General features: G+C 64.0%; 27 protein-coding genes. 16 read left to right on the top strand and 11 right to left on the bottom strand.

The annotated features are described in order from the left end of the window. Positions 1-125 precede the first annotated feature (125 nt). From FHS69_RS09515 to FHS69_RS09475, 9 genes are all read left to right on the top strand, one after another. On the top strand, positions 126-1,004 hold the full coding sequence (locus FHS69_RS09515) for a pyruvate, water dikinase regulatory protein (protein WP_067465259.1): 879 nt from the start codon (positions 126-128) through the stop codon (positions 1,002-1,004). Continuing rightward, positions 1,001-1,606 (top strand): Maf family protein, encoded by a 606-nt coding sequence (locus FHS69_RS09510; protein WP_166777488.1) that lies wholly within the window; start codon positions 1,001-1,003, stop codon positions 1,604-1,606. Before FHS69_RS09515 ends, FHS69_RS09510 begins: the two co-directional genes overlap by 4 nt. Next, positions 1,603-2,457, top strand: a complete 855-nt coding sequence (locus FHS69_RS09505; protein ID WP_166777487.1) for an NAD(P)-binding domain-containing protein — start codon at positions 1,603-1,605, stop codon at positions 2,455-2,457. The genes FHS69_RS09510 and FHS69_RS09505 overlap by 4 nt, the downstream gene beginning before the upstream one ends. Then, positions 2,454-3,056 carry a dephospho-CoA kinase gene (gene coaE, locus FHS69_RS09500; protein WP_166777486.1) on the top strand — a complete coding sequence of 201 codons (603 nt, stop codon included), beginning with the start codon at positions 2,454-2,456 and terminating at the stop codon, positions 3,054-3,056. The genes FHS69_RS09505 and coaE overlap by 4 nt, the downstream gene beginning before the upstream one ends. Positions 3,057-3,109: 53 nt before the next feature. Next, entirely contained in the window at positions 3,110-3,805 is a 696-nt protein-coding gene (dnaQ, locus tag FHS69_RS09495; protein WP_067466070.1) for a DNA polymerase III subunit epsilon, read from the top strand. 78 nt (positions 3,806-3,883) lie between these two features. After that, entirely contained in the window at positions 3,884-4,453 is a 570-nt protein-coding gene (hpf, locus tag FHS69_RS09490; protein WP_067465271.1) for a ribosome hibernation-promoting factor, HPF/YfiA family, read from the top strand. A 16-nt stretch (positions 4,454-4,469) separates the two neighbouring features. Continuing rightward, entirely contained in the window at positions 4,470-4,934 is a 465-nt protein-coding gene (locus FHS69_RS09485) for a PaaI family thioesterase (RefSeq protein ID WP_067465275.1), read from the top strand. 5 nt (positions 4,935-4,939) lie between these two features. After that, positions 4,940-5,275: a DUF1491 family protein gene (locus FHS69_RS09480; protein ID WP_166777485.1), complete on the top strand. Its 336-nt coding sequence runs from the start codon at positions 4,940-4,942 to the stop codon at positions 5,273-5,275. Positions 5,276-5,477: 202 nt separating this feature from the next. Next, positions 5,478-6,134, top strand: coding sequence for a cell wall hydrolase (locus tag FHS69_RS09475; RefSeq protein ID WP_166777484.1), 657 nt, complete (start codon positions 5,478-5,480; stop codon positions 6,132-6,134). Between the two features lie 83 nt (positions 6,135-6,217). On the opposite strand, the gene xth is transcribed toward FHS69_RS09475, so the two are convergent. From xth to FHS69_RS09460, 3 genes are read right to left on the bottom strand one after another with little or no spacing between them, the layout of a single operon-like run. Next, complete coding sequence (xth, locus tag FHS69_RS09470; protein ID WP_166777483.1) at positions 6,218-7,003, bottom strand: exodeoxyribonuclease III; 786 nt, start codon at positions 7,001-7,003, stop codon at positions 6,218-6,220. Between the two features lie 38 nt (positions 7,004-7,041). Beyond that, complete coding sequence (locus tag FHS69_RS09465; protein WP_166777482.1) at positions 7,042-7,371, bottom strand: HesB/IscA family protein; 330 nt, start codon at positions 7,369-7,371, stop codon at positions 7,042-7,044. A 31-nt stretch (positions 7,372-7,402) separates the two neighbouring features. After that, on the bottom strand, positions 7,403-7,834 hold the full coding sequence (locus tag FHS69_RS09460) for a CBS domain-containing protein (protein ID WP_094062282.1): 432 nt from the start codon (positions 7,832-7,834) through the stop codon (positions 7,403-7,405). Positions 7,835-7,948: 114 nt separating this feature from the next. On the opposite strand from FHS69_RS09460, the gene FHS69_RS09455 reads away from it, so the two are divergent. Continuing rightward, a complete protein-coding gene (locus FHS69_RS09455) occupies positions 7,949-8,239 on the top strand; it encodes a hypothetical protein (protein ID WP_067505004.1) in 291 nt (96 codons plus the stop codon). Here the strand turns inward: FHS69_RS09455 and FHS69_RS09450 are convergent. The 4 genes from FHS69_RS09450 to FHS69_RS09435 are packed head-to-tail and all read right to left on the bottom strand — an operon-like array spanning position 8,236 to position 11,235. Next, positions 8,236-8,610: a (2Fe-2S) ferredoxin domain-containing protein gene (locus FHS69_RS09450; RefSeq protein WP_166777481.1), complete on the bottom strand. Its 375-nt coding sequence runs from the start codon at positions 8,608-8,610 to the stop codon at positions 8,236-8,238. The two genes, FHS69_RS09455 and FHS69_RS09450, sit on opposite strands and share 4 nt — an antisense overlap. 17 nt (positions 8,611-8,627) lie before the next feature. Then, on the bottom strand, positions 8,628-9,110 hold the full coding sequence (locus tag FHS69_RS09445; protein WP_166777649.1) for a DUF2497 domain-containing protein: 483 nt from the start codon (positions 9,108-9,110) through the stop codon (positions 8,628-8,630). 52 nt (positions 9,111-9,162) lie between these two features. Continuing rightward, the gene (locus tag FHS69_RS09440) at positions 9,163-10,638 is read right to left on the bottom strand and encodes a TolC family outer membrane protein (RefSeq protein WP_166777480.1); all 1,476 of its coding nucleotides are present in this window, start codon (positions 10,636-10,638) and stop codon (positions 9,163-9,165) included. Next, positions 10,639-11,235, bottom strand: a complete 597-nt coding sequence (locus tag FHS69_RS09435; RefSeq protein WP_094062279.1) for a protein-L-isoaspartate O-methyltransferase family protein — start codon at positions 11,233-11,235, stop codon at positions 10,639-10,641. 252 nt (positions 11,236-11,487) lie between these two features. Here FHS69_RS09435 and FHS69_RS09430 point away from each other — a divergent pair, with 252 nt between their 5' ends. Then, a complete protein-coding gene (locus FHS69_RS09430) occupies positions 11,488-12,729 on the top strand; it encodes a sensor histidine kinase (RefSeq protein ID WP_243844605.1) in 1,242 nt (413 codons plus the stop codon). After that, entirely contained in the window at positions 12,722-13,471 is a 750-nt protein-coding gene (locus tag FHS69_RS09425; protein WP_130585709.1) for a LytR/AlgR family response regulator transcription factor, read from the top strand. Before FHS69_RS09430 ends, FHS69_RS09425 begins: the two co-directional genes overlap by 8 nt. A gap of 127 nt (positions 13,472-13,598) precedes the next feature. Here FHS69_RS09425 and FHS69_RS09420 read toward each other — a convergent pair whose 3' ends face one another. Next, positions 13,599-13,892: a UrcA family protein gene (locus FHS69_RS09420; RefSeq protein WP_166777479.1), complete on the bottom strand. Its 294-nt coding sequence runs from the start codon at positions 13,890-13,892 to the stop codon at positions 13,599-13,601. A gap of 194 nt (positions 13,893-14,086) precedes the next feature. Between FHS69_RS09420 and FHS69_RS09415 the strand changes: the two genes are divergently transcribed. From FHS69_RS09415 to FHS69_RS09400, 4 genes are all read left to right on the top strand, one after another. Continuing rightward, on the top strand, positions 14,087-14,353 hold the full coding sequence (locus FHS69_RS09415; protein WP_067465310.1) for a hypothetical protein: 267 nt from the start codon (positions 14,087-14,089) through the stop codon (positions 14,351-14,353). 36 nt (positions 14,354-14,389) lie between these two features. Continuing rightward, a complete protein-coding gene (locus tag FHS69_RS09410) occupies positions 14,390-15,244 on the top strand; it encodes a diacylglycerol/lipid kinase family protein (protein WP_166777478.1) in 855 nt (284 codons plus the stop codon). Beyond that, a complete protein-coding gene (locus FHS69_RS09405; protein WP_166777477.1) occupies positions 15,234-16,094 on the top strand; it encodes a metallophosphoesterase family protein in 861 nt (286 codons plus the stop codon). Before FHS69_RS09410 ends, FHS69_RS09405 begins: the two co-directional genes overlap by 11 nt. Before the next feature lie 87 nt (positions 16,095-16,181). Next, positions 16,182-16,379 carry a hypothetical protein gene (locus tag FHS69_RS09400; protein ID WP_166777476.1) on the top strand — a complete coding sequence of 66 codons (198 nt, stop codon included), beginning with the start codon at positions 16,182-16,184 and terminating at the stop codon, positions 16,377-16,379. 76 nt (positions 16,380-16,455) lie between these two features. Here FHS69_RS09400 and rpsI read toward each other — a convergent pair whose 3' ends face one another. The 3 genes from rpsI to FHS69_RS09385 form a co-directional block, all read right to left on the bottom strand. Then, the gene (rpsI, locus tag FHS69_RS09395) at positions 16,456-16,980 is read right to left on the bottom strand and encodes a 30S ribosomal protein S9 (RefSeq protein ID WP_067575339.1); all 525 of its coding nucleotides are present in this window, start codon (positions 16,978-16,980) and stop codon (positions 16,456-16,458) included. Further along, on the bottom strand, positions 16,980-17,459 hold the full coding sequence (rplM, locus tag FHS69_RS09390; protein WP_067465322.1) for a 50S ribosomal protein L13: 480 nt from the start codon (positions 17,457-17,459) through the stop codon (positions 16,980-16,982). The genes rpsI and rplM overlap by 1 nt, the downstream gene beginning before the upstream one ends. A gap of 168 nt (positions 17,460-17,627) precedes the next feature. Further along, positions 17,628-18,347: a hypothetical protein gene (locus FHS69_RS09385; protein WP_166777475.1), complete on the bottom strand. Its 720-nt coding sequence runs from the start codon at positions 18,345-18,347 to the stop codon at positions 17,628-17,630. Positions 18,348-18,355 lie beyond the last annotated feature (8 nt).

Below are 18,355 nucleotides of genomic sequence, written 5' to 3'. Positions count from 1 at the left end.
CTTATGCCCGCTGTCCCCACCCCTGCGGAGAAATCGGATTTGCTGTGCGGGAATCGCCCCGCGAAGGACTCGTATCGGGGAGCGTTTCTGTTCCCGAACTTGTCGCCAGCTTTCTCCCGTGGTTTATGCCACCCGTTCTCCACAGGCTGCGGAGCCCGCCGATCTCCAATCGCATCCATCTCCACCTGCTCTCCGATTCCACCGGTGAAACGCTCGAGATGCTCGCCAAGGCGGCGCTCGCGCAGTTCGAGGATGCCGACGTCGTGCGCCATTTCTGGCCGATGGTGCGCAGCCGCCAGCACCTCGAACGGATTCTGCCCGAACTCAAGAGCAATCCGGGCCTCGTGCTGTTCACGCTGGTCAATCCGGAAACCCGCGCGCGCTTGGAAGAAGCTTGCAGCCAGCTGGGCCTTCCCGCAGTGCCGATCCTCGACCGGGTGACCGAAGCGCTGGAAAAGGCGCTCGGCCAGGAAGCACATGGTCGGCCCGGCCGCCAGCACACGATGGACCAGGCCTATTTCAATCGCGTCGAGGCCATCCAGTTCACCATCGCGCATGACGACGGGATCGGCTGGGAGGAATGGGAAGAGGCCGACATTCTCCTCGCGGGCGTGTCGCGCAGCTCGAAAACGCCGACCAGCATCTACCTCGCCAATCGCGGCTACAAGGTTGCCAACATCCCGCTGGTCGTCGAGAGCCCGCCCCCGCCCAAGCTGTTCGAATTGAAGAACCCCATGGTCGTCGGCCTGACCACCGCACCCGAGCGACTGGTCCAGATCCGTCGCAACCGCCTGTTGACGCTCAACGAGGAGCGAGAGACCGATTATGTCGACAACGAGCGCGTCAAAGACGAGGTTAAATTCGCGCGGCGCATGTTCGCCGACAATGGCTGGGCGGTTATCGACGTGACCCGCCGCTCGATCGAGGAAACTGCGGCAGCGGTTATCCGGCTTTACAACGAGCGCGAGGCGCGTGGCGAGCCGCAGGGAGCGAAACCGATATGACGGGTCTCGCAGGCAGCGGCATCGTGCTCGCTTCGAACAGCGCGTCGCGCAAGGCAATGCTGAACGCTGCCGGGATCGCATTCGAGGCGCAGGCGGCCGACATAGACGAGCGCGCACTCGAAAAGGAGATGTTGGATGCCGAACCCGCCGAAATCGCTCAGGCGCTGGCTGCGGCCAAGGCGGCTGCGGTAGCCAGCGAGCGGCCCGGCGAATTGGTGCTGGGGTCGGATTCGCTGGTCGAAGTCGGCGGACAGCGGTTCGACAAGCCCGCTTCGCGCGCCGATGCCGCCGAGCACCTCCGCTTTTTCTCGGGCAAGGTCATGACGCTGCACAGCGCGGCGGCGCTGGCCCGGGGCGATCGCGTCTGCTGGGTCGGCTCCGATTTCGCGCGACTTCGCTTTCGCGAACTCAGCGAAGCATTCATCGAAAGCTACCTCGCCGAAGAATGGCCCGCCGTATCCTATTGCGTCGGCGTGTTCCGGATCGAGGGTCCCGGTGTCCAGCTGTTCGAAAACATCGCCGGCGATCAGTTCACCGTGCTCGGAATGCCGATGCTGCAGGTCCTCGGCGCATTGCGTGATGAAGGTGCCCTGCCCTCGTGACTGCCTATGCCGAAGTCATCGGCGATCCCATTCGCCAATCGAAATCGCCGCTGATCCACACCTTCTGGATCGGCAAGCTTGGTCTCGATGCGGATTACCGCGCCGAACATGTCACGGCCGAACGGCTCGAGGCCTATCTCGCCGAGCGGCGCAACGATCCCGATTGGCGCGGCTGCAATGTAACCATGCCGCATAAGCAGACGATCATGCCACTGCTCGACCGGCTCGAACCGCTGGCACGGCGCGTCGGCGCGGTGAACACGGTGATCAAGGCCCAGGATGGCAGGCTGGTCGGGCGCAACACCGATGTCGCGGGGTTCCTCGAACCGCTCGCCGAGCGGCTGGCCGGGCAGCATTACTTCCGCATGGCACGCATATTGGGCACCGGCGGCGCGGCGCGCGCGATCATTTCGGGTCTGGCGCAAAACGGCTTTACGCTCGTGCTCGCAGGCCGCGACCCTGCCAAGGCCCGCAGCCTGCTCGATGAACTGGCCCCCCGGGCGGAGCACCACGCCGCGGCACTCGATCACTTCGCCGCGCCGACCGATTTTGCCTTCGACGGCCGCGAAGGGTGCTGCGACCTGGTGATCAATGCTTCGCCGCTTGGCATGCGCGGACAGCCGCCGCTGCCCTTCGACTGGAGCCATGCCCCGCCCGGTTCGATTGCCTATGACATCGTTACCGATCCGCTCGACACGCCGTTCCTGCGCGACGCGCAGGCCGCAGGTCACGCGACCATCGATGGCTATGCGATGCTGATCGGCCAGGCCGCTGCGGCCTTCTCCCACTTCTTCGGTGCCGAGCCCCCGCGCGAGAAGGATGCCGAGCTGCGCGAAAGGCTCCTCGCATGACCAGACCGCTCGTAGTTGGCCTCACCGGATCGATCGGAATGGGAAAATCCACCGTGGCCGCCATGTTCGAGGCAGCAGGTGTGCCCGTCTTCGATGCAGATGCCGAAGTGCGCGCACTCCAGGGCCCGGGGGGAAGGCTGGTCCCCGAAATCGAAGCGGCATTTCCGGGGAGCACCGACGAAACCGGTGTTTCCCGCGAAAGACTGGGAGCGCTCGTCTTTGGCGACCCCGAGAAGCTCGCCAGGCTCGAAGCGATCGTCCACCCGGCGGTCGCCGCCAAGCGCGAAGCGTTCCTGCTCGAGCATGCCGGGGCGCCAGTGGTCGTGTTCGACATCCCCCTGTTGTTCGAAAAAGGCGGGGTGAATGCGGTCGACACCGTGGTGGTGGTCTCGGCACCTGCGGAGGCGCAAAGGCGGCGCGTGCTTGCCCGGCCCGGCATGACCGAAGAAAAGTTCGCCCATATACTCGGGCTGCAGACCCCCGACAGCGAGAAACGCACTCGTGCCGACCACGTCATCGATACGGGCACCACGCTCGAGCGGACCGAGGACGCGGTTATCGAGCTGATCGACCAGCTACGCGGTCAGAGCGCGGCGTAGACCGGACTGTAACCCTCTTGTAATCCGGCGGCACGGGGCCGATAGAGATGCTGATGCGCGAGATCGTGTTCGATACCGAAACCACCGGGCTCGACCCCAAGACGGGCGACCGCATGGTCGAAATCGGCTGCATCGAGATGGTCAATCTCGTCCCCACCGGGGCAAGCTACCACGCCTATTTCAATCCTGAACGCGATATGCCTGCTGGCGCCGAAGCGGTTCACGGCCTTTCGGCCGCCTTCCTGTCGGACAAGCCGCTGTTTCGCCACCTGGCGCAGGAACTGCTCGATTTCATCGGCGATTCGCCGTTGGTCGCGCATAATGCCGGGTTCGATTTCGGCTTCCTCAACGCCGAGCTCGCGCTGTGCAATTTCGAACCGGTCTGCATGACGCGAATGGTCGATACAGTCGCGCTTGCGCGCAAGCGGCATCCTGGCGCCAAGCTCTCGCTCGACGCGCTTTGCTCGCGTTACGGCATCGATCGCAGCCATCGCGTCAAGCATGGTGCGCTGCTCGACGCCGAACTGCTGGCGCAAGTCTATGTCGAACTGAAGGGCGGTCGCCAGATCGGGCTTGAACTCGCCGCGGAAGCGATCGCGGCCGAAACCGTCCAAAGCGTGGAGCGGCCAGCAGTCCGCAGCGCCCCGACAGGGCCGCGGCGCGCACCGCGGCCGCATGCGCCAAGCGCTGCCGAACTGGCGCGGCACAGGGAATTCATGGCGGGGATCGACAACGCCTTGTGGGGCTGAAGCCGCCTTGTCGGAAACCGGTTGAGGGGCCGGTGAGTTGGGATCGGACCGGGGGACGGTAAAGGAGAAAACGACAATATGGATATTCGTGTTTCCGGCCACCAGATCGACACCGGCGCTGCCTTGCAGGAGCATGTCGACGATCGTTTGAACTCCATTGTCGACAAGTATTTCAGCCGCGCGATCTCTTCGCATGTCACCTTCGGCAAGGGCCCCGGTGGCTCGTTCACGTCGGATATCGTCACCCATGTGATGCAGGGGCTGATCCTCAAGGGGCATGCCGAGGCGCATGACGTGCATCAGGCATTCGACGCGGCGGCGGCCAAGATCGAAAAGCAGCTGCGTCGCTACAAGCGCCGGATCAAGGACCGCCACGAGCAAGCCGCGCATGCCGTGCGCGAGGCCGAAGCTGCCTACACGATCCTTGGCGCACCCGAACCCGACAATGACGAGGAAATCGCCTCGGACAGCCCGCCGGTCATCGCCGAGACCCGCGCGATGATCCCCGAATGCAGCGTGGCCGACGCGGTCATGCTGCTCGACCTCCAGAATGCCAACGGCCTGCTGTTCAAGAACGGTAGCAGCGGCGAACACAATATGGTCTACCGCCGTCACGACGGGTCGATCGGTTGGGTCGAGCCGCGCTAGGAAGGCAGGAACAGCTATGACCGGAGCCGCAAGCAGCGGGGCGGAGCGGCATTTTCGCGCGCTCGAGAGCCTGTATGCCTCGGCCCCGGTCAACGCGCTGTTCGATTCGCATTTAGAGATCACCGGCGAAGGCGCGGCCCGGATCACTTTCGACGTAACCGAAAAGGTCTATCACGCTGCGGGTGCCGCACATGGCACGATCTATTTCAAGATGCTCGACGATGCAGGTTTCTATGCCGCCAACACCTTCGTCAGCGACCGCTTCCTGCTCACCACGTCGTTCAACCTGCATTTCACCAAACCCGTCCGGATTGGCCGGGTGGTGGCCGAGGGGCGCTGGGTGAGCGGACGCAAGCGCGTTTTCGTGGCCGAATCGCGGCTGGTGGATGAGGAGGGTGACGAGATCGGACGCGGGACGGGCACCTTCATGCGCTCGCATATCCCGCTCTCCAGCCTGCCCGGCTATCTCGCCGAAAGCTGAACGGTATGGATGCGCGCCTTCCGGCCCATATCGAGGTCTCCGGCCTGATTCGCGCGGTCGAAAGCGAAGGGGGTTTCGGTGTCGTTCTGCAAAAGGGCGAAAAAGATGCCGGAACGATTCTGGTGTTAACCACGAAAAATGGCCGCAACAGTTGCCTGTGGGAACGCATGCCGCAGCTCGACGGCTCGCGAAAATTCACCTGCTCGCGTGAGCAAGATGATGAAAATACACGGGAATTCGACGAGTACGTGGCGCGTCGGAAGGCGAGCGACCCCGACTGCTGGATCGTCGAACTGGATATCGAAAACGCAGAACGGTTCGTCGCAGGGGGGCCCGGTTAACTTGACTTGATTGCAAATGCGACTATTTGGCCGCCAGCTTCGATGCGCAGGCGGCGTTTGGGCGACAATGGGGTCGGCACGCTAGCACGCAGACGGGGGGTGGCCGGCAGGCCCGTAACCGGATCCGAATTTCAGGCCGCACAAAGCGTGCCTTGGGTCCCAGCCTGCGTCAGTCCGCCAACCGCTCAGTTGTCTGTCACAAATGGTACGCAAGACTACCGGGTTTACCGCGGGTATCGCCGCGCTTGCCCTTACAATCTTTGCCGGAGCCGAGGGTTCCGGAGCCAACGCCCAGGTTGCGGCGCAAGCAGCCACCCAAAACGCCACAGAGGCCCCGCTCACTGAAGAAGTGGTGCCCGTCTTCGTCGAGAAGGCCGTGGTGCAGGAGCTTCCCGAACCGGTCGAAGCCCAAGCCGAAGTTCTCGATTCAGAGCCGCAGGCGGGCAGCCTGCGCGAACTGGTCACATCGCTCCCCGCCGCAGGCGAGCTCTCCGAAGAGCTGCATTGCCTTGCCGGCGCGGTCTATTTCGAATCGCGTGGCGAACCGCTCGATGGTCAGCTCGCCGTGGCACAGGTCATCGTGAACCGCGCCGAAGATCGGCGTTTCCCTTCGAGCTATTGCGGCGTGGTTTTCCAGCGTTCGCAATTCTCGTTCGTGAAAGGCGGCAGCATGCCGCGCATCCGCACCGGCTCGGGCGCATGGAAGCGCGCGCAGGCCATCGCGCGGATCGCGCATCGTGGCCTGTGGGACAGCCGGGCAAGCGACGCGCTCTATTTCCACGCAAATTACGTCCGACCCAAGTGGAGCCGGCGCAAGGTCGCCCTCGCGACGATCGACACGCACGTCTTCTACCGCTGAGTCCGGACTGAACTGTAACATGGGGGCTGCTGCGTATCTCGCGGCGGCCCCTTTTTCTGTCTCACTTGCAGGACCGATGCTGTTCAGGCCGAGATCTCGACCCAGACCGGGGTATGGTCGCTAGCCTTCTCGCGGCCGCGATACTCCTTGTCGACACCAGCAGCCTGCATGCGATCGGCAAGTTCGGGCGCCAACAGCAGGTGATCGATACGGAAGCCGTGGTCGCGCTGCCAGGCGCCCGCCTGGTAATCCCAATAGGTCCATACGCCGCCCCGCGGGTTGAGCGTGTCGATCGCGTCGGTCCAGCCATCGGCTAGCATGCGCCGATAGGCATCGCGTGATTCGGGTTGCATCAGCGCGTCCGAAGCCATCGCGCGGACCGACCACACGTCCTTGTCCTCGGGGATGACATTGAAATCGCCGAGCACCACCGCGGGCACTTCTTCATCCCAGATCGTCTGCATGCGCGCACGCAGCCTCTGCATCCACGCAAGCTTGTAGTCGAACTTGGGCCCCGGGTGCGGATTGCCGTTGGGAAGGTAGAGATTGCAGATGCGCACGCCGTTCACCTCGGCCTCGAGATAGCGCGCCTGTTCGCCCTCGCCTTCCTTGGGGCCGTCGATCCCGAGTCCCCGCTGGATCTCGACCGGCTCGACACCGTCGGCGAGGATGGCAACGCCGTTGAAACTCTTCTGGCCGTGCCAGATGGCCTTGTAGCCGATGCTCTCGAATTCGTCGGCGGGGAAGCCCTCGTCCATCGTCTTGATTTCCTGCAGGCAGGCGACGGTAGGCCGGGTTTCCTCGAGCCATTCCTTGAGGCGCGGAAGGCGCGCCTTGATCCCGTTAATGTTGAAGCTGGCGATACGCATGCGGGCCCTGATGCCGCAAACATGCGCGCGGGTCTAATTCAAATCCCGAAGCTGGAACCGCAGCCGCAACCAGCAGCGGCCTGCGGGTTCTCGACCCGAAAAGCCGCCCCGCCGAGCGATTCGACGAAATCGACCGTACTGCCGGCGATGAGATCGAGGCTGACGGCATCGACCACGAGTTTTACTCCACCGTGCTCGCTCACCGAATCGTCGTCCTCGACCGTGTCGGCAAGCCCGAACCGGTATTGAAAGCCCGAACATCCGCCGCCCTCGACCGACAGCCGCAGGATCGCCGGCTTGGCCTGCTTGGCGGCAATGACAGCGACGCGCGTCGCTGCGGCATCGGTAAGAGTCGGTGTCGTGGTCATGGCGATGATGTAGGGAGCGGCCGGCCCACACTCAAGCGGTCTGGATATACTCGCGCAGTGCTTCCGCCTCATGCTCGATCTCGTCGAGTCGCGCTTTCACGAGGTCACCGATCGAGATGAACCCGCACATGCGGCCATCGTCTGTTACGGGGAGATGGCGAATCCGGCGCTTGGTCATCAGCGCCAGCGCGTCGAGCACGGTCCGGCCGCGCTCGACGGTGATCGCGGGTGCGGTCATCACCTCGCCCAGTGGCAGGCCAAGGCAGACCTCGCCTTCCTGCGCGAGGCGGTAGATGACATCGCGCTCGGAGAAGATACCGGCCACCGAGCCGCCCTGCATCACGGGAATTGCGCCGATCCGCTTCTCGGCCAGCAGGGCAATCGCTTCGCGAACGGGCGTGTCGACACTGGCGGAGACGATGTCTGCACTCGCCCGCCCCTCGATCAGTTTGCCGATGTCCATGCGCGCTGTCCTCCCGTTTCTGTGTTCCATAAGAATGCCACCTCCGCCGCCAAAAAGCGAATCGGATGCAGCCGGAGATTGCAACGCGACCCCATCACCGCCATGTCGGCAACTATGACCCGCAAGAGCCCCCTGGACGATCCGCAAAGCGCCGCATTCGCCTGGGCGCGCTATCGCCGGATCATGCGCTTCATGTTCCTGCTGACCGTGGGACTGGTCGCGATAGCCATCGCGCTGCTGTACAAATTCGGGGCGGAGGAAGTGTCGATCCACTTCTACATCGCAGTGGCGCTGGGGATCGGCTTCACGATGCTGCTCACCAGCGCGCTGATGGGGCTGGTGTTCCTGTCTTCGGGAACGGGGCACGACGAAGCGATCGAAGACCCCTTGCGCAAGGACGACTAGTCCGCCGGTCGCAACCGGTATCGTTCGACCACTTCACCGCCGATCAGGTGCTGCTGGATGATTTCCTCGAGCACTTCGGGGAGGCACGAATGGTACCAGACGTTATCGGGCCAGACGACCGCAATCGGCCCGGCCGCGCAGATCTGCAGACAATCGGCCTTGGTTCGCTGGACGGTGCTCTCGCGACCGGTCAAGCCCAGCTCCTTCATGCGCTTCTTGAGATAGGCCCACGCCGCCTTGCCATCCTCGCGGCTGCAGCATTTCTGCTTCTCGGCCAGCGCGCACAGGAATATCTGCCGTTCGGCGCGCGCGCCGCCGATCTTGGCGAGGGCCTTTTCGGCCTTGTGCAGCGATTTTTCGGACTTGGACAAGCTGGCAGCGCCGGTCCCTAGCTGCGCTTGCCCGCGATCCGGGAAATCTCGGCCTTGACCAGGTCTTCGACCATGCCCGGAAGGTTGGCATCGAGCCACTCGGCGAGCATGGGGCGCAGCATTTCGCGGACCAGCCCTTCGAGCGAAGTTTCGCCTGAACGCACAATCTGGGGTTGCTTGCCCGGCTGCGACAGCATGGCGAGCGCGGCGAAATTCTGCCGCATTGCCTCGCGCGTGTCGCCGCGTGTCAGCGCATCGGCCTCTGCGTTGTCGTCTTCATCGTACTCGTCCGTCAGCGATTCATCGATCGCCGTTTCCTCGACGAGTTCGAGAACTTCCTCGGCTTCCTCGGCATCCGCGGGTTCGGCTTCCGATTCGCGGGTGAGATTGCCCGCGCGGCGACGGCGTTCCAGGATCGCGCCTTCGCGATTGTCGCGCGCAATCACCTTCTTGATCGAGTCGAGAATCTCTTCGACCGAAGGTTCACCGTGCTGCTGCATCGTCATTCTAGCCCCTGTCAGCGAATCGGCGCGACCCGATTCGATACGGCTCTCAATAGCCGGAAACGGTCGCGGTTTCATCCTCCGGCGAAACACGTGCATCGGGGGCGGTGATCCCCGCGGTGCTGGTGGCACCGGCGACCGGTTCGGGATCGCGATCCCAGTCCCATACACGGCCCTTCACCCGCTCGTAATTGACCGCCGGGTCATAGAGAACGCCTTCGCCCAAGAAGCCGAGGTCGCGGGCTTCGGCGCGGCCCATGGCGGCCAGCAGGCTGAATCCCGCGACATAGGCGTTGCGGCGCGCGGTCACGAGCTGAGCCTGGGCGCTCAGCAATTCCTGCTCTGCATTGAGCACATCGAGGATCTGGCGGCTCCCGATCGAATTTTCGGCGCGGACCCCCTCGAGGCTGAGCGCAGCGGCTTCGACTGCCACCTGGCTGCTCTCGATGACTGCGAGCGAGGCCTGCCAGCTCGACCATGCCGCGCGGACCTGCGCGATGGTTTCGCGTTCGGCCGCGATGACCTGCTCGAGCGCGGCGGTTTCGCGTGCCTGTGCCTGGCGCTGGCGTGCGGCGGGCAGCCCGCCCTGGAATATGGGGATGCTCAGGTTCACGCCGGCATTGGCAGTGGTCTCTTCCTGCGTGATTCCGGCCGCGCCCCCGGCGAGCGTGTTGAAATAATCGGTGTATGTCGCACCCGCGAACAGCGACACCCGCGGGAGCCGTCCGGCGCCGGCGACCTCGGTGTCGAAACCGGCCGCGTCCGCGCGCTCTTTCGCGGCCAGCAAGTCGGGATTGTTGGCCAGCGCCACATCGACCGCGGTGCCGACATCCGCGGGCAAGTTGGGCAGCGGCGGAGGCGGCTGGAGATCGTCGGGCGCATCGCCGACGAGCTGGATATAGGTTTCGCGCGCGGTGATCAGATTGGCCTGCGCATTGCGCAATTCGCCGCGTGCGACCGCCAGCCGCGATTGCGACTGGGCCACGTCGGTCCGCGTCAGATCGCCGATCTCGAACCGATCGCTGGTCGCCTCGAGATTGACCGTGAGGAATTCGACCTGATTGCCCGACAGCGATACCAGCGCTTCGGCGCGCAACACATCCATATAGGCGGCAACGACCTGGCTGAAGATGGCGCTCTCGGTAGCGCGCAGGTCATTCTGGCCTGCGGCGACACGCTCTTCCGCGGCCTTGACCGCATTGCGGATCGCACCCCCTGCATAGACGGGCACGGTCAGTTCGGGACCGACCTGCAAGGTGCGGTCGGGCGATGTGAAGCTGTTGGGCGACTTCTTGATGAACTCGATATAGGTTCCCGTCGCATTGACGCTGGGTATACCGGGCGCTTCCTGAATCTGGACGTTCTCGTCATTGGCGCGCTGGTTGGCGCGAGCGGCGAGCAGCGTCGGATTCTTGAGATAGGCTTCGGTCAGCGCTTCCTGAAGCGTATCCGCCTGTGCCGGAGCGGCCAGCGCCAATGCGCCTGCCCCGAACAATCCCAATCGTGCTACCCCTCCGCGACGCATTCAGAAACTCCAGTTTTGCGGCCGGTCGAAAGCACCAAGCCGCGGGATACCCATTTCGGCGAGCGGGAGCAGGGCGAGAGCCTTGCCCGACTTGCGGCCGGTGGCCAGCCGCGTGACGCCGCGATCGACCATGCCGGTGACGATCCGGCCGCCCTCGCCGACCAGCTTGGCCAGCGAAGCGGGCACGTGTTCAATCGCCCCGTCGACCAGCACCAGCGTGTAATCGCCGCGCTTGCTGCCATTGGCGGCCTTTTCGGGAGCCATGGTATCGAGCGAGCCGACCAGCGGTTCGACCAGTGCAGGCAGGTACCCGCTCCCGGCATCGACGACGAGGACACTATCGTCCGCGGTCGGATGCGCTTCGGCCAGCAACGCGCCATGAAACAGCGGGGCGGGCAGAAAGCCGCCGGTTTCGAGCCGGATCGCGCGATCCATATAGGCGGTGGCGCGCGCGCCCTCGGGGACGAACTCCTCGCGCGGCACAGCGCTCATGCGCTCGAGCACGAAGGCTTCGTTGACGCCGCTGGTGCGCAACTGGCTGTCGATCATCGCCTTGCGGGCAACGGCATAGTCGGGGCGGGTGGTGGTCAGGGTCATGATTGTTCCGCGAGCTGTATTACATCAATAACACGCTTATGCAAGCTCCGGTTGCCTTAGGCGTCTGGCCTCCCGGGGCCAAGCTGTTTGACCCCTGCCGCCGTTCGTACGGACAGGGGAGCGCAAATCTGCAACATGGGAATGGCGGGCGATGAGCGACTTCGCGCGGGGAATGCTGCGGCGGCTACCGATGCGGACAGTCGACCAACCGCACAGCGCGTTCGACCGCCGTGCTGGCAATTCCCCGTGCGAATGGGCACATCGCAAAGCGTGTCGATCGATGAACGCCAGATGAATCCCGATAGCGAGCGCCTGTCCGGCAAAGTGGTCTTCGCCTCCATGGCAGGCGTTTGGCTGTGCTATTTCCTCCTGATCACCTTGCGCGGCGTCGTCGTTGGGCTCGAGTTCCAGGACGAGCTTTTGTGGCGGCGCGCTCTGGTCTGTATCATTGGTGTCGCGGTGACCGGCCTGCTGTGGCTGATCCTGCGCGTGGTCGAGGATCGCTCGCTGGGGATCAAGATCGCGGTCACGCTGATCGCCGCCATGCCGGGGGCGATGATGATCGCCCAGGCCAATCGCTGGATTTTCGATTCGATTGAGGAAAAGATCGAGCAGGAAATGGGGAAGGAACGCGGCATAGCCCTGCGCCGCGACGACGCCGGCAATTTGCTGATCGACCTACCCCGCGCGCAGATTGGCGAGGATGTCGAACAGGCGGAGGAAGCGGTCCCGCAAAGCGTGCTGATCGCGCCTGCGCCGACCTCGCTCGACCAGTGGAAGATGACCTTCGACCTGGCGATCGGGCGCTACTTCCTGCTGCTGGCCTGGGCTGCGCTGTTTCTTGCCCTGCTTGCGGGCGCGCAAGCCCGGGCCGCAGAGCGCCGCGGCGAGCGCTTCCGCAGTGCGGCCAAGGCGGCCGAGCTGCGCTCGCTCCGCTACCAGGTGAATCCGCATTTCCTGTTCAACACGCTGAATTCGCTGTCCGCGCTGGTCATGACCGGCAAGGCCGACCGGGCAGAACAGATGATCCAGACGATTTCGCGCTTCTACCGGCACAGCCTCGCGGACGATCCCACGGGCGATGTCAGCCTCGAGGACGAAATCGACCTGCAAGAGCATTACCTCGAAATCGAATCGGTGCGGTTCCCCGAACGTCTCAAGGTCCGCGTCGATCTCCCTTCCGAATTGGCCCACTTCAAGGTGCCCGGAATGATCCTGCAGCCGTTGGTCGAAAACTCGGTAAAATATGGTGTCTCCGCTTCGAGCCGGCCGGTCACGATCACCATTGCAGCGCGCGAGGAATACGGCCGCCTTGTCCTCACCGTCAGCGATGATGGCCCCGGAACGTCGGGCCATCACGGTTTCGGCATCGGCCTTGCCAATGTCCGCGACCGGATCGAGGCCCGCTTCGGCAATGCCGCGACGATCGTTTCGGGGCCGTCGCTGACGGGCTATGAGACCGAACTCAGACTACCGATGGTGAAACATGGCTGACGAACCCGCTTCCAGGCTCAAGACGCTTATCGTCGATGACGAACCGCTTGCGGTCGAACGCATGCAGGTCATCTGCGCGAAGATCGGCGAATTGCAGGTGGTCGGAACGGCGAGCGACGGGGCACAGGCCTTGCGGTTGATCGAGGCGCTGGAGCCCGATCTCGTCCTGCTCGACATGACGATGCCCGAAGTCGATGGCATGTCGGTTGCGAAGGCGCTCACCGACAAGGCACAAAGCCCCGCGATCGTCTTCGTCACCGCACATGACAATTACGCAGTCGAAGCCTTCGACCTCGAGGCGGTCGATTACGTCCTCAAGCCGGTCAAGCCCGAGCGGCTCGAACGCGCCGTGGCCCGCGCGATCGCCCGACGCGGTGACGGCGAACGCACCGACAGCGCCTGGCTCGAGGAACTGTGGATCCCGCATCGCAGCGAACTGATCCGCATTGCGACTTCCGAAGTCGGGCGGATCGACGCCGAACGCGACTATGTCCGACTGCATGTGGGCGAGGGAGAAGCGGCGCGGACCTATCTGCTGCTGCAAACCATTGCCGGACTGGAAAAGCGCCTCGATCCGGACAAGTTCATCCGCATCCACCGCTCCACCATCCTGCGCAAGGACCGGATTACCGGTTTGCGGCACGACGGGCTTGGCGTGTGGTCTGTCGAAATGGGCGACGATGAGGCCCTGCGGATCGGGCGGACCTACCTGCCCAAGGTCAAGGCGATGGCTGGCCGTTAGGCGCGCACAGACCGCTCCAAGCCTGCGGCCGTTCAATCTTCAAACGAACGTTCAATCTTCAAACGAAAAGGACCCCGGCCGGGGGACTGCATCCGGCCGGGGTCCGCAATGGGCGTGCTTGGGGTTGTTAGCCGCCCAGTGCCTGTTCGCTCACGCGCGCGGCGAACTGCTTGCCCGCCTCCGCCTTTGCCTGGTTGAAACAGTTGCGGGTCATCTGATCCATCCGCAGGTTGCGCGTACCAGCGCGATCGTGGCCGCAGACCTTGCGCGCGGCGCGATCGATGCGCGCGGAGAGCACCTTCTGTCCGGCGATGCTGCCGAGATCGAGATCGTCGTAGGTAACATGGACCGTTTCGGCCTGCGCAGCGGTGGCGCTGAGGGCGAGACCGGCGGCGGCGAGGGTAGCGAGGGCTGTCTTCATGGTTCCATCTCCTGGTTTGCGGCGGACCCGATCAATTGAGGGGGAGGGGCCCGCCGCACCAACTGTATTACATGGCTACATCTGTAATCACGAACGGTGATCGACCGACGGCAAGGCGATTGGACGGGCTGCTCGTTCGGCCCGACCAATGGCGTTTGCCCATCGGCGGACGACACGGCTAAGGCGCTTGTCGCATGACCATCGGCATTCTCTTCATTCTCGGGATCGCCAATTTTGCGCTGCATCGCGCGATGCTCGATTCGGATCACCCCCTGTTGGCCAGCCTGCCCCCGGCGCTGCGCGCCAATGGCGGGCGTCTTTCTCTGGCGTTCGAATTCCTCATACTCTTGTTGGCGATGCTGCTGGCGGCGAATGGGTGGCCCTCGGCCGCGTGGGTCTATGCACTCTATACGCTGATCAATGCGGGCACCGCATGGGTGCTACTGGGTGGGAGCGATTAGCCGGGAACCGGACGTCAGCTTTCGCGCTTGGTCGGCATGGACCAATCGCACGCCTGGCTGGTCGTGAATGCGCGCAGCGGCAGCAATAGCGAAGCCGCGCGCGAACACCTCGAAGACGCGCTGTCGCGCCACGATTGCGCGGTCTCGGAAACGATCGAGTTCCCCGACCGGACCCTTCCGACCCGCGAAGAGCTGGATCGCAACCAGGTCCGGCGGCTGGTCGTCTTTACCGGCGATGGCACGCTCAACGCCATTATCGAGGCAGCCACGGGATGGGATGGCGAGATACTGGTGTTGCCGGGTGGCACGATGAACCTGCTCAGCACGCGACTGCATGGCGAGGATGTGGATTGCGAGGCCATCCTCACGCGGATTGCCCGTCACGCCTATCGCAAGGTGCGCCCGCTGATGGCCTGCTGCACCGCAGGCCGCGCCCATGCAGGCCTGCTGGTTGGACCTGGCACAGCGTGGGCGGAAGTGCGCGAAGCGATGCGCGATCGCGATCTGGCGGAGTTCGCGCAGAACGCCAGCGATGCGCTTGCCGAAACGACCGCCGGTCCGCGGGTACGGATGGTCGATCCCGCGCGCGGCCATGCCGATGGCTATCCACTCATCGAGCTGACCCCCAGCCACCGCGGCATTCAGGTCGACGGTTACCGCCTCGAAAGTGCCGGCGAATTCCTCCAGCAAAGCTGGGCAGTGCTGCGCCGCCGGTTCCGCGAAGGACCGCATGAGCGCTTGGGCCTGCTCGACCGATTGGTTATCGAGAGCTGTGACGACCAGCCGCTCGACATACTCATCGACGGCGAGCCTGCAAAGCTCGGCAATCGCGCCCAATTCACAGTGGCTGAATGCCCCGTCGATCTGCTAGCGAGCGCGCATGGCTTCTGAACTCCGCCGTATCTTCCATCTCTCTGACATTCACTTCGGGCTCGAGAACAATCGTGCGCTCGATTGGGTCAAGCAGGAGATCGCCGAACAGCGCCCCGATGCGGTGGCGATCACCGGCGATCTCACGATGCGCGCCCGACACCGCGAATTCGCGGCGGCGACGCAATGGATCAATTCGCTCGCGGCGCCGGTGACGGTGGAAGTGGGCAACCATGACATGCCCTATTTCAACCTGCTGGAGCGCTTTCTCACACCCTACAAGCGTTTCCACGGCATGAAGGAGAAGGTCGAGCAGGAACTTGATCTCGGCTCGTTGGCGATCGTTCCACTCAAGACTGCGGTCCGCATGCAGCCGCGCCTGAACTGGTCGAAAGGCTGGGTCAGCCGCGACGCTCTCGACCGTTGCCTCTCAGCGCTCGATGCGCTGCCGGCGGGGACGCGATCGTTGGTTGCCGTGCATCACCCCCTGCGCGAAGTCGGAACCCAGGGAACTGCGTTGACCAAGCATGGCGATCGTGCGTTGCGCGAATTGGCTCGGCGCAATGTCACGGCAGTGCTTTCCGGCCATGTGCATGACGCGTTCGATATCATGGAGGAGACGACCGAAGGGGCCGTTCGCATGATCGGCGCAGGCACGCTTTCACAACGCACACGATCGACCCCGCCCAGCTTCAATGAAATCACCTGGAACGGCGAGACGCTTGAAGTCTGCGTCCGCAATCTGCAGGATGTGGAGACATCCGACATGCAGATCGATGACGTACCCGAGAATGCGATGCCACCGCGCCGCGAGGGTGAACCCGTCGCCCCGGTGCGGCAGGTGCCGCGGGTCGATCCGCCCGTTCATTAACCAGATTCTCTAAGGGTATACCGCAGCTTACAGGCAAGCCCCGCCCGACTATCCTGTCCGAGAAACAAACCGGCAGGGTAGCGAGCTATGGAACTGTTCAAGGCATTGCCGCTGGGCGTAATCCTAACTCTCGTCGTTGCGCTGCCGATCGGCTCGCAGGGTTCGAAAGGCGGCCAATTGTCGATCTTTCGCGCCGAACTGTACCAGTATGATTTCTACTGGTCGTGGCCGCTGTTCCTCGGCGGCACCGCGCTGGCGTGGGGCATCATGATGCTCCAGCGCTGAACGGCGAGTCGGCAAAGGAAAGGGGCGGCTCCTCGCGGAACCGCCCCACTCGGTGATCGATAAGATCGGGTAGGCTTTAGCGCTTCGAGAACTGGAAGCTGCGCCGTGCCTTGGCGCGGCCGTACTTCTTACGCTCGACGACGCGGCTATCACGGGTGAGGAAGCCGGCTGCCTTGACCGTGCTGCGCAGGGCCGGCTCGTACTTGGCGAGCGCCTGCGAGATGCCGTGCTTGACCGCACCGGCCTGGCCCGAAAGACCGCCACCGCGAACGGTGGCGACGACGTCGTACTGGCCCTGGCGATCGGTGATGGTGAAGGGCTGGTCGATGATCAGGCGCAGCGTCGGACGTGCGAAATACACTTCCTGGTCCTTGCCATTGACGATGACCTTGCCGCTGCCTGGCTTCAGCCACACGCGAGCGGTGGCGTCCTTGCGGCGACCGGTTGCGTAGGCGCGGCCTTCCTTGTCGAGTTCCTGCTCGCGCAGGGGAACGTCGGCGGTAGCAGCGATATCGGCAGCATCGCCCTGAGGCGCGTCACCGGCGATGTCCTTCAGATCGGCGAGATCCGAGACGGTTTCGTTCTTGGTTTCGTCGGCCATTATGCGACAACCTTGTTCTTGCGGTTCATCGAGGCAACGTCGAGCTTCTCGGGCTTCTGGCCGTCATAGGGGTGCTCGGTGCCGGCGAATACGTGCAGCGCGCGCATCTGCGCACGGCCGAGCGGGCCACGCGGGATCATGCGTTCTACAGCCTTCTCGAGCACGCGCTCGGGAAACTTGCCTTCCAGCACCTTGGCCGGGGTGGTTTCCTTGATGCCGCCCGGGTGACCGGTGTGCTTGTAATACACCTTGTCGTTCAGCTTCTTGCCGGTGAACTTCACCTTGTCGGCATTGATGACGACGACGTGGTCGCCGCAATCGACATGCGGGGTGTAGCTCGGCTTGTGCTTGCCGCGCAGGTGATTGGCGATGATCGCGGCGAGACGACCGACGACGAGACCTTCGGCGTCGATGATGTGCCACTTCTTTTCGACCTCGGCCGGCTTGATCGACCGGGTGGTCTTCGTAAGAGCCTTCATGGCTGACTTTCCGTTCCTAGTGTTCGTGCCGGGGCCGGTAGCGGCCACGGCGAGAATCGGCGAATCCGGCGAAGCGGACCCGCGAAGCGCGCGGCAAATGCCGCCGGATGGCGTTTCAGTCAAGCATTTCCGCGCATCTTGCATGGGGTAAAATGCAACCCCAACCCTTCAGGCCGGTTCCAGCGTCCAGCATTCGCGCGATGGGCGGATGTCCTCGCCGATCTGCGTGACGATCTTCCGCTCGAGGCATTCGAGCATGCCATTTGTCCGCGCGGTCGCTTCGACAGAGACGAAGACTTCGCCCTCGAGGCCTCCGGGCAGGTCGAGCTGTCTGCGATCATGCGCCTTGCCCGGCGTCGGGTAGAAGAGGTCGGGCGGGACGGTTTCGAGCAGTGATGCGGACGAGGCAACGATGCGCGCAAGATCGCGGCGCGCTTCGGCGATCTGTTCGCCGGATTTCCCCGCGGCAGTCAGCATGGCGAGCGCGGTCCGGACCGCTTCCCGTGCGCTGCTACCTCGTGCTGCCGGCTCGCGCCCGACAATCCGGCCCAGTGTGTCGAGCTGCGCGGGGAATGGGCCGGGGCTTACCCGGGCGCGCTCGATCGCCACTACGGGTTCGAGGATCGCCGGTGCCTCCACGATGCAGGAAACTTGCTCGCCGCGTGCCCATAGCTTGTCGTGCTCACGTTCGAAGCGGCCGTCCCATTCGCGGATGACGCGCAGGGTCTCTCCCCCCTTTAGACCCCGCTCGAGCTCCCGGCGCAACAGGAAGGCTCCCGGTTGCGGCGACACGCGCTCGGTATCCAACGCGCGGGCCGCTCCGCCCAAACCGGCCCAGAGCCCGCCAAGTGCCAGGATTTCGAGCGCGCCGCGCCTGCTGCAAGCCATAAACTGCG

The organism is Qipengyuania flava (assembly GCF_011762005.1).
GTDB classification, from domain to species: Bacteria; Pseudomonadota; Alphaproteobacteria; order Sphingomonadales; family Sphingomonadaceae; genus Qipengyuania; species Qipengyuania flava.
Note: the sequence above shows the minus strand (reverse complement) of the source record. Positions and strands in the feature narration are given on the sequence as shown.

Excerpts from the sequence above, each read along its gene's own strand:
- FHS69_RS09515 (WP_067465259.1), top strand. The coding sequence starts at position 126 with ATGCCACCCGTTCTCCACAGGCTGCGGAGCCCGCCGATCTCCAATCGC.
- FHS69_RS09510 (WP_166777488.1), top strand. The coding sequence starts at position 1,001 with ATGACGGGTCTCGCAGGCAGCGGCATCGTGCTCGCTTCGAACAGCGCG.
- coaE (WP_166777486.1), top strand. The coding sequence starts at position 2,454 with ATGACCAGACCGCTCGTAGTTGGCCTCACCGGATCGATCGGAATGGGA.
- dnaQ (WP_067466070.1), top strand. The coding sequence starts at position 3,110 with ATGCGCGAGATCGTGTTCGATACCGAAACCACCGGGCTCGACCCCAAG.
- hpf (WP_067465271.1), top strand. The coding sequence starts at position 3,884 with ATGGATATTCGTGTTTCCGGCCACCAGATCGACACCGGCGCTGCCTTG.
- FHS69_RS09485 (WP_067465275.1), top strand. The coding sequence starts at position 4,470 with ATGACCGGAGCCGCAAGCAGCGGGGCGGAGCGGCATTTTCGCGCGCTC.
- FHS69_RS09480 (WP_166777485.1), top strand. The coding sequence starts at position 4,940 with ATGGATGCGCGCCTTCCGGCCCATATCGAGGTCTCCGGCCTGATTCGC.
- FHS69_RS09475 (WP_166777484.1), top strand. The coding sequence starts at position 5,478 with ATGGTACGCAAGACTACCGGGTTTACCGCGGGTATCGCCGCGCTTGCC.
- xth (WP_166777483.1), bottom strand. The coding sequence starts at position 7,003 with ATGCGTATCGCCAGCTTCAACATTAACGGGATCAAGGCGCGCCTTCCG.
- FHS69_RS09465 (WP_166777482.1), bottom strand. The coding sequence starts at position 7,371 with ATGACCACGACACCGACTCTTACCGATGCCGCAGCGACGCGCGTCGCT.
- FHS69_RS09460 (WP_094062282.1), bottom strand. The coding sequence starts at position 7,834 with ATGGACATCGGCAAACTGATCGAGGGGCGGGCGAGTGCAGACATCGTC.
- FHS69_RS09455 (WP_067505004.1), top strand. The coding sequence starts at position 7,949 with ATGACCCGCAAGAGCCCCCTGGACGATCCGCAAAGCGCCGCATTCGCC.
- FHS69_RS09445 (WP_166777649.1), bottom strand. The coding sequence starts at position 9,110 with ATGCAGCAGCACGGTGAACCTTCGGTCGAAGAGATTCTCGACTCGATC.
- FHS69_RS09440 (WP_166777480.1), bottom strand. The coding sequence starts at position 10,638 with ATGCGTCGCGGAGGGGTAGCACGATTGGGATTGTTCGGGGCAGGCGCA.
- FHS69_RS09435 (WP_094062279.1), bottom strand. The coding sequence starts at position 11,235 with ATGACCCTGACCACCACCCGCCCCGACTATGCCGTTGCCCGCAAGGCG.
- FHS69_RS09430 (WP_243844605.1), top strand. The coding sequence starts at position 11,488 with ATGGGCACATCGCAAAGCGTGTCGATCGATGAACGCCAGATGAATCCC.
- FHS69_RS09425 (WP_130585709.1), top strand. The coding sequence starts at position 12,722 with ATGGCTGACGAACCCGCTTCCAGGCTCAAGACGCTTATCGTCGATGAC.
- FHS69_RS09420 (WP_166777479.1), bottom strand. The coding sequence starts at position 13,892 with ATGAAGACAGCCCTCGCTACCCTCGCCGCCGCCGGTCTCGCCCTCAGC.
- FHS69_RS09415 (WP_067465310.1), top strand. The coding sequence starts at position 14,087 with ATGACCATCGGCATTCTCTTCATTCTCGGGATCGCCAATTTTGCGCTG.
- FHS69_RS09410 (WP_166777478.1), top strand. The coding sequence starts at position 14,390 with ATGGACCAATCGCACGCCTGGCTGGTCGTGAATGCGCGCAGCGGCAGC.
- FHS69_RS09405 (WP_166777477.1), top strand. The coding sequence starts at position 15,234 with ATGGCTTCTGAACTCCGCCGTATCTTCCATCTCTCTGACATTCACTTC.
- FHS69_RS09400 (WP_166777476.1), top strand. The coding sequence starts at position 16,182 with ATGGAACTGTTCAAGGCATTGCCGCTGGGCGTAATCCTAACTCTCGTC.
- rpsI (WP_067575339.1), bottom strand. The coding sequence starts at position 16,980 with ATGGCCGACGAAACCAAGAACGAAACCGTCTCGGATCTCGCCGATCTG.
- rplM (WP_067465322.1), bottom strand. The coding sequence starts at position 17,459 with ATGAAGGCTCTTACGAAGACCACCCGGTCGATCAAGCCGGCCGAGGTC.
- FHS69_RS09385 (WP_166777475.1), bottom strand. The coding sequence starts at position 18,347 with ATGGCTTGCAGCAGGCGCGGCGCGCTCGAAATCCTGGCACTTGGCGGG.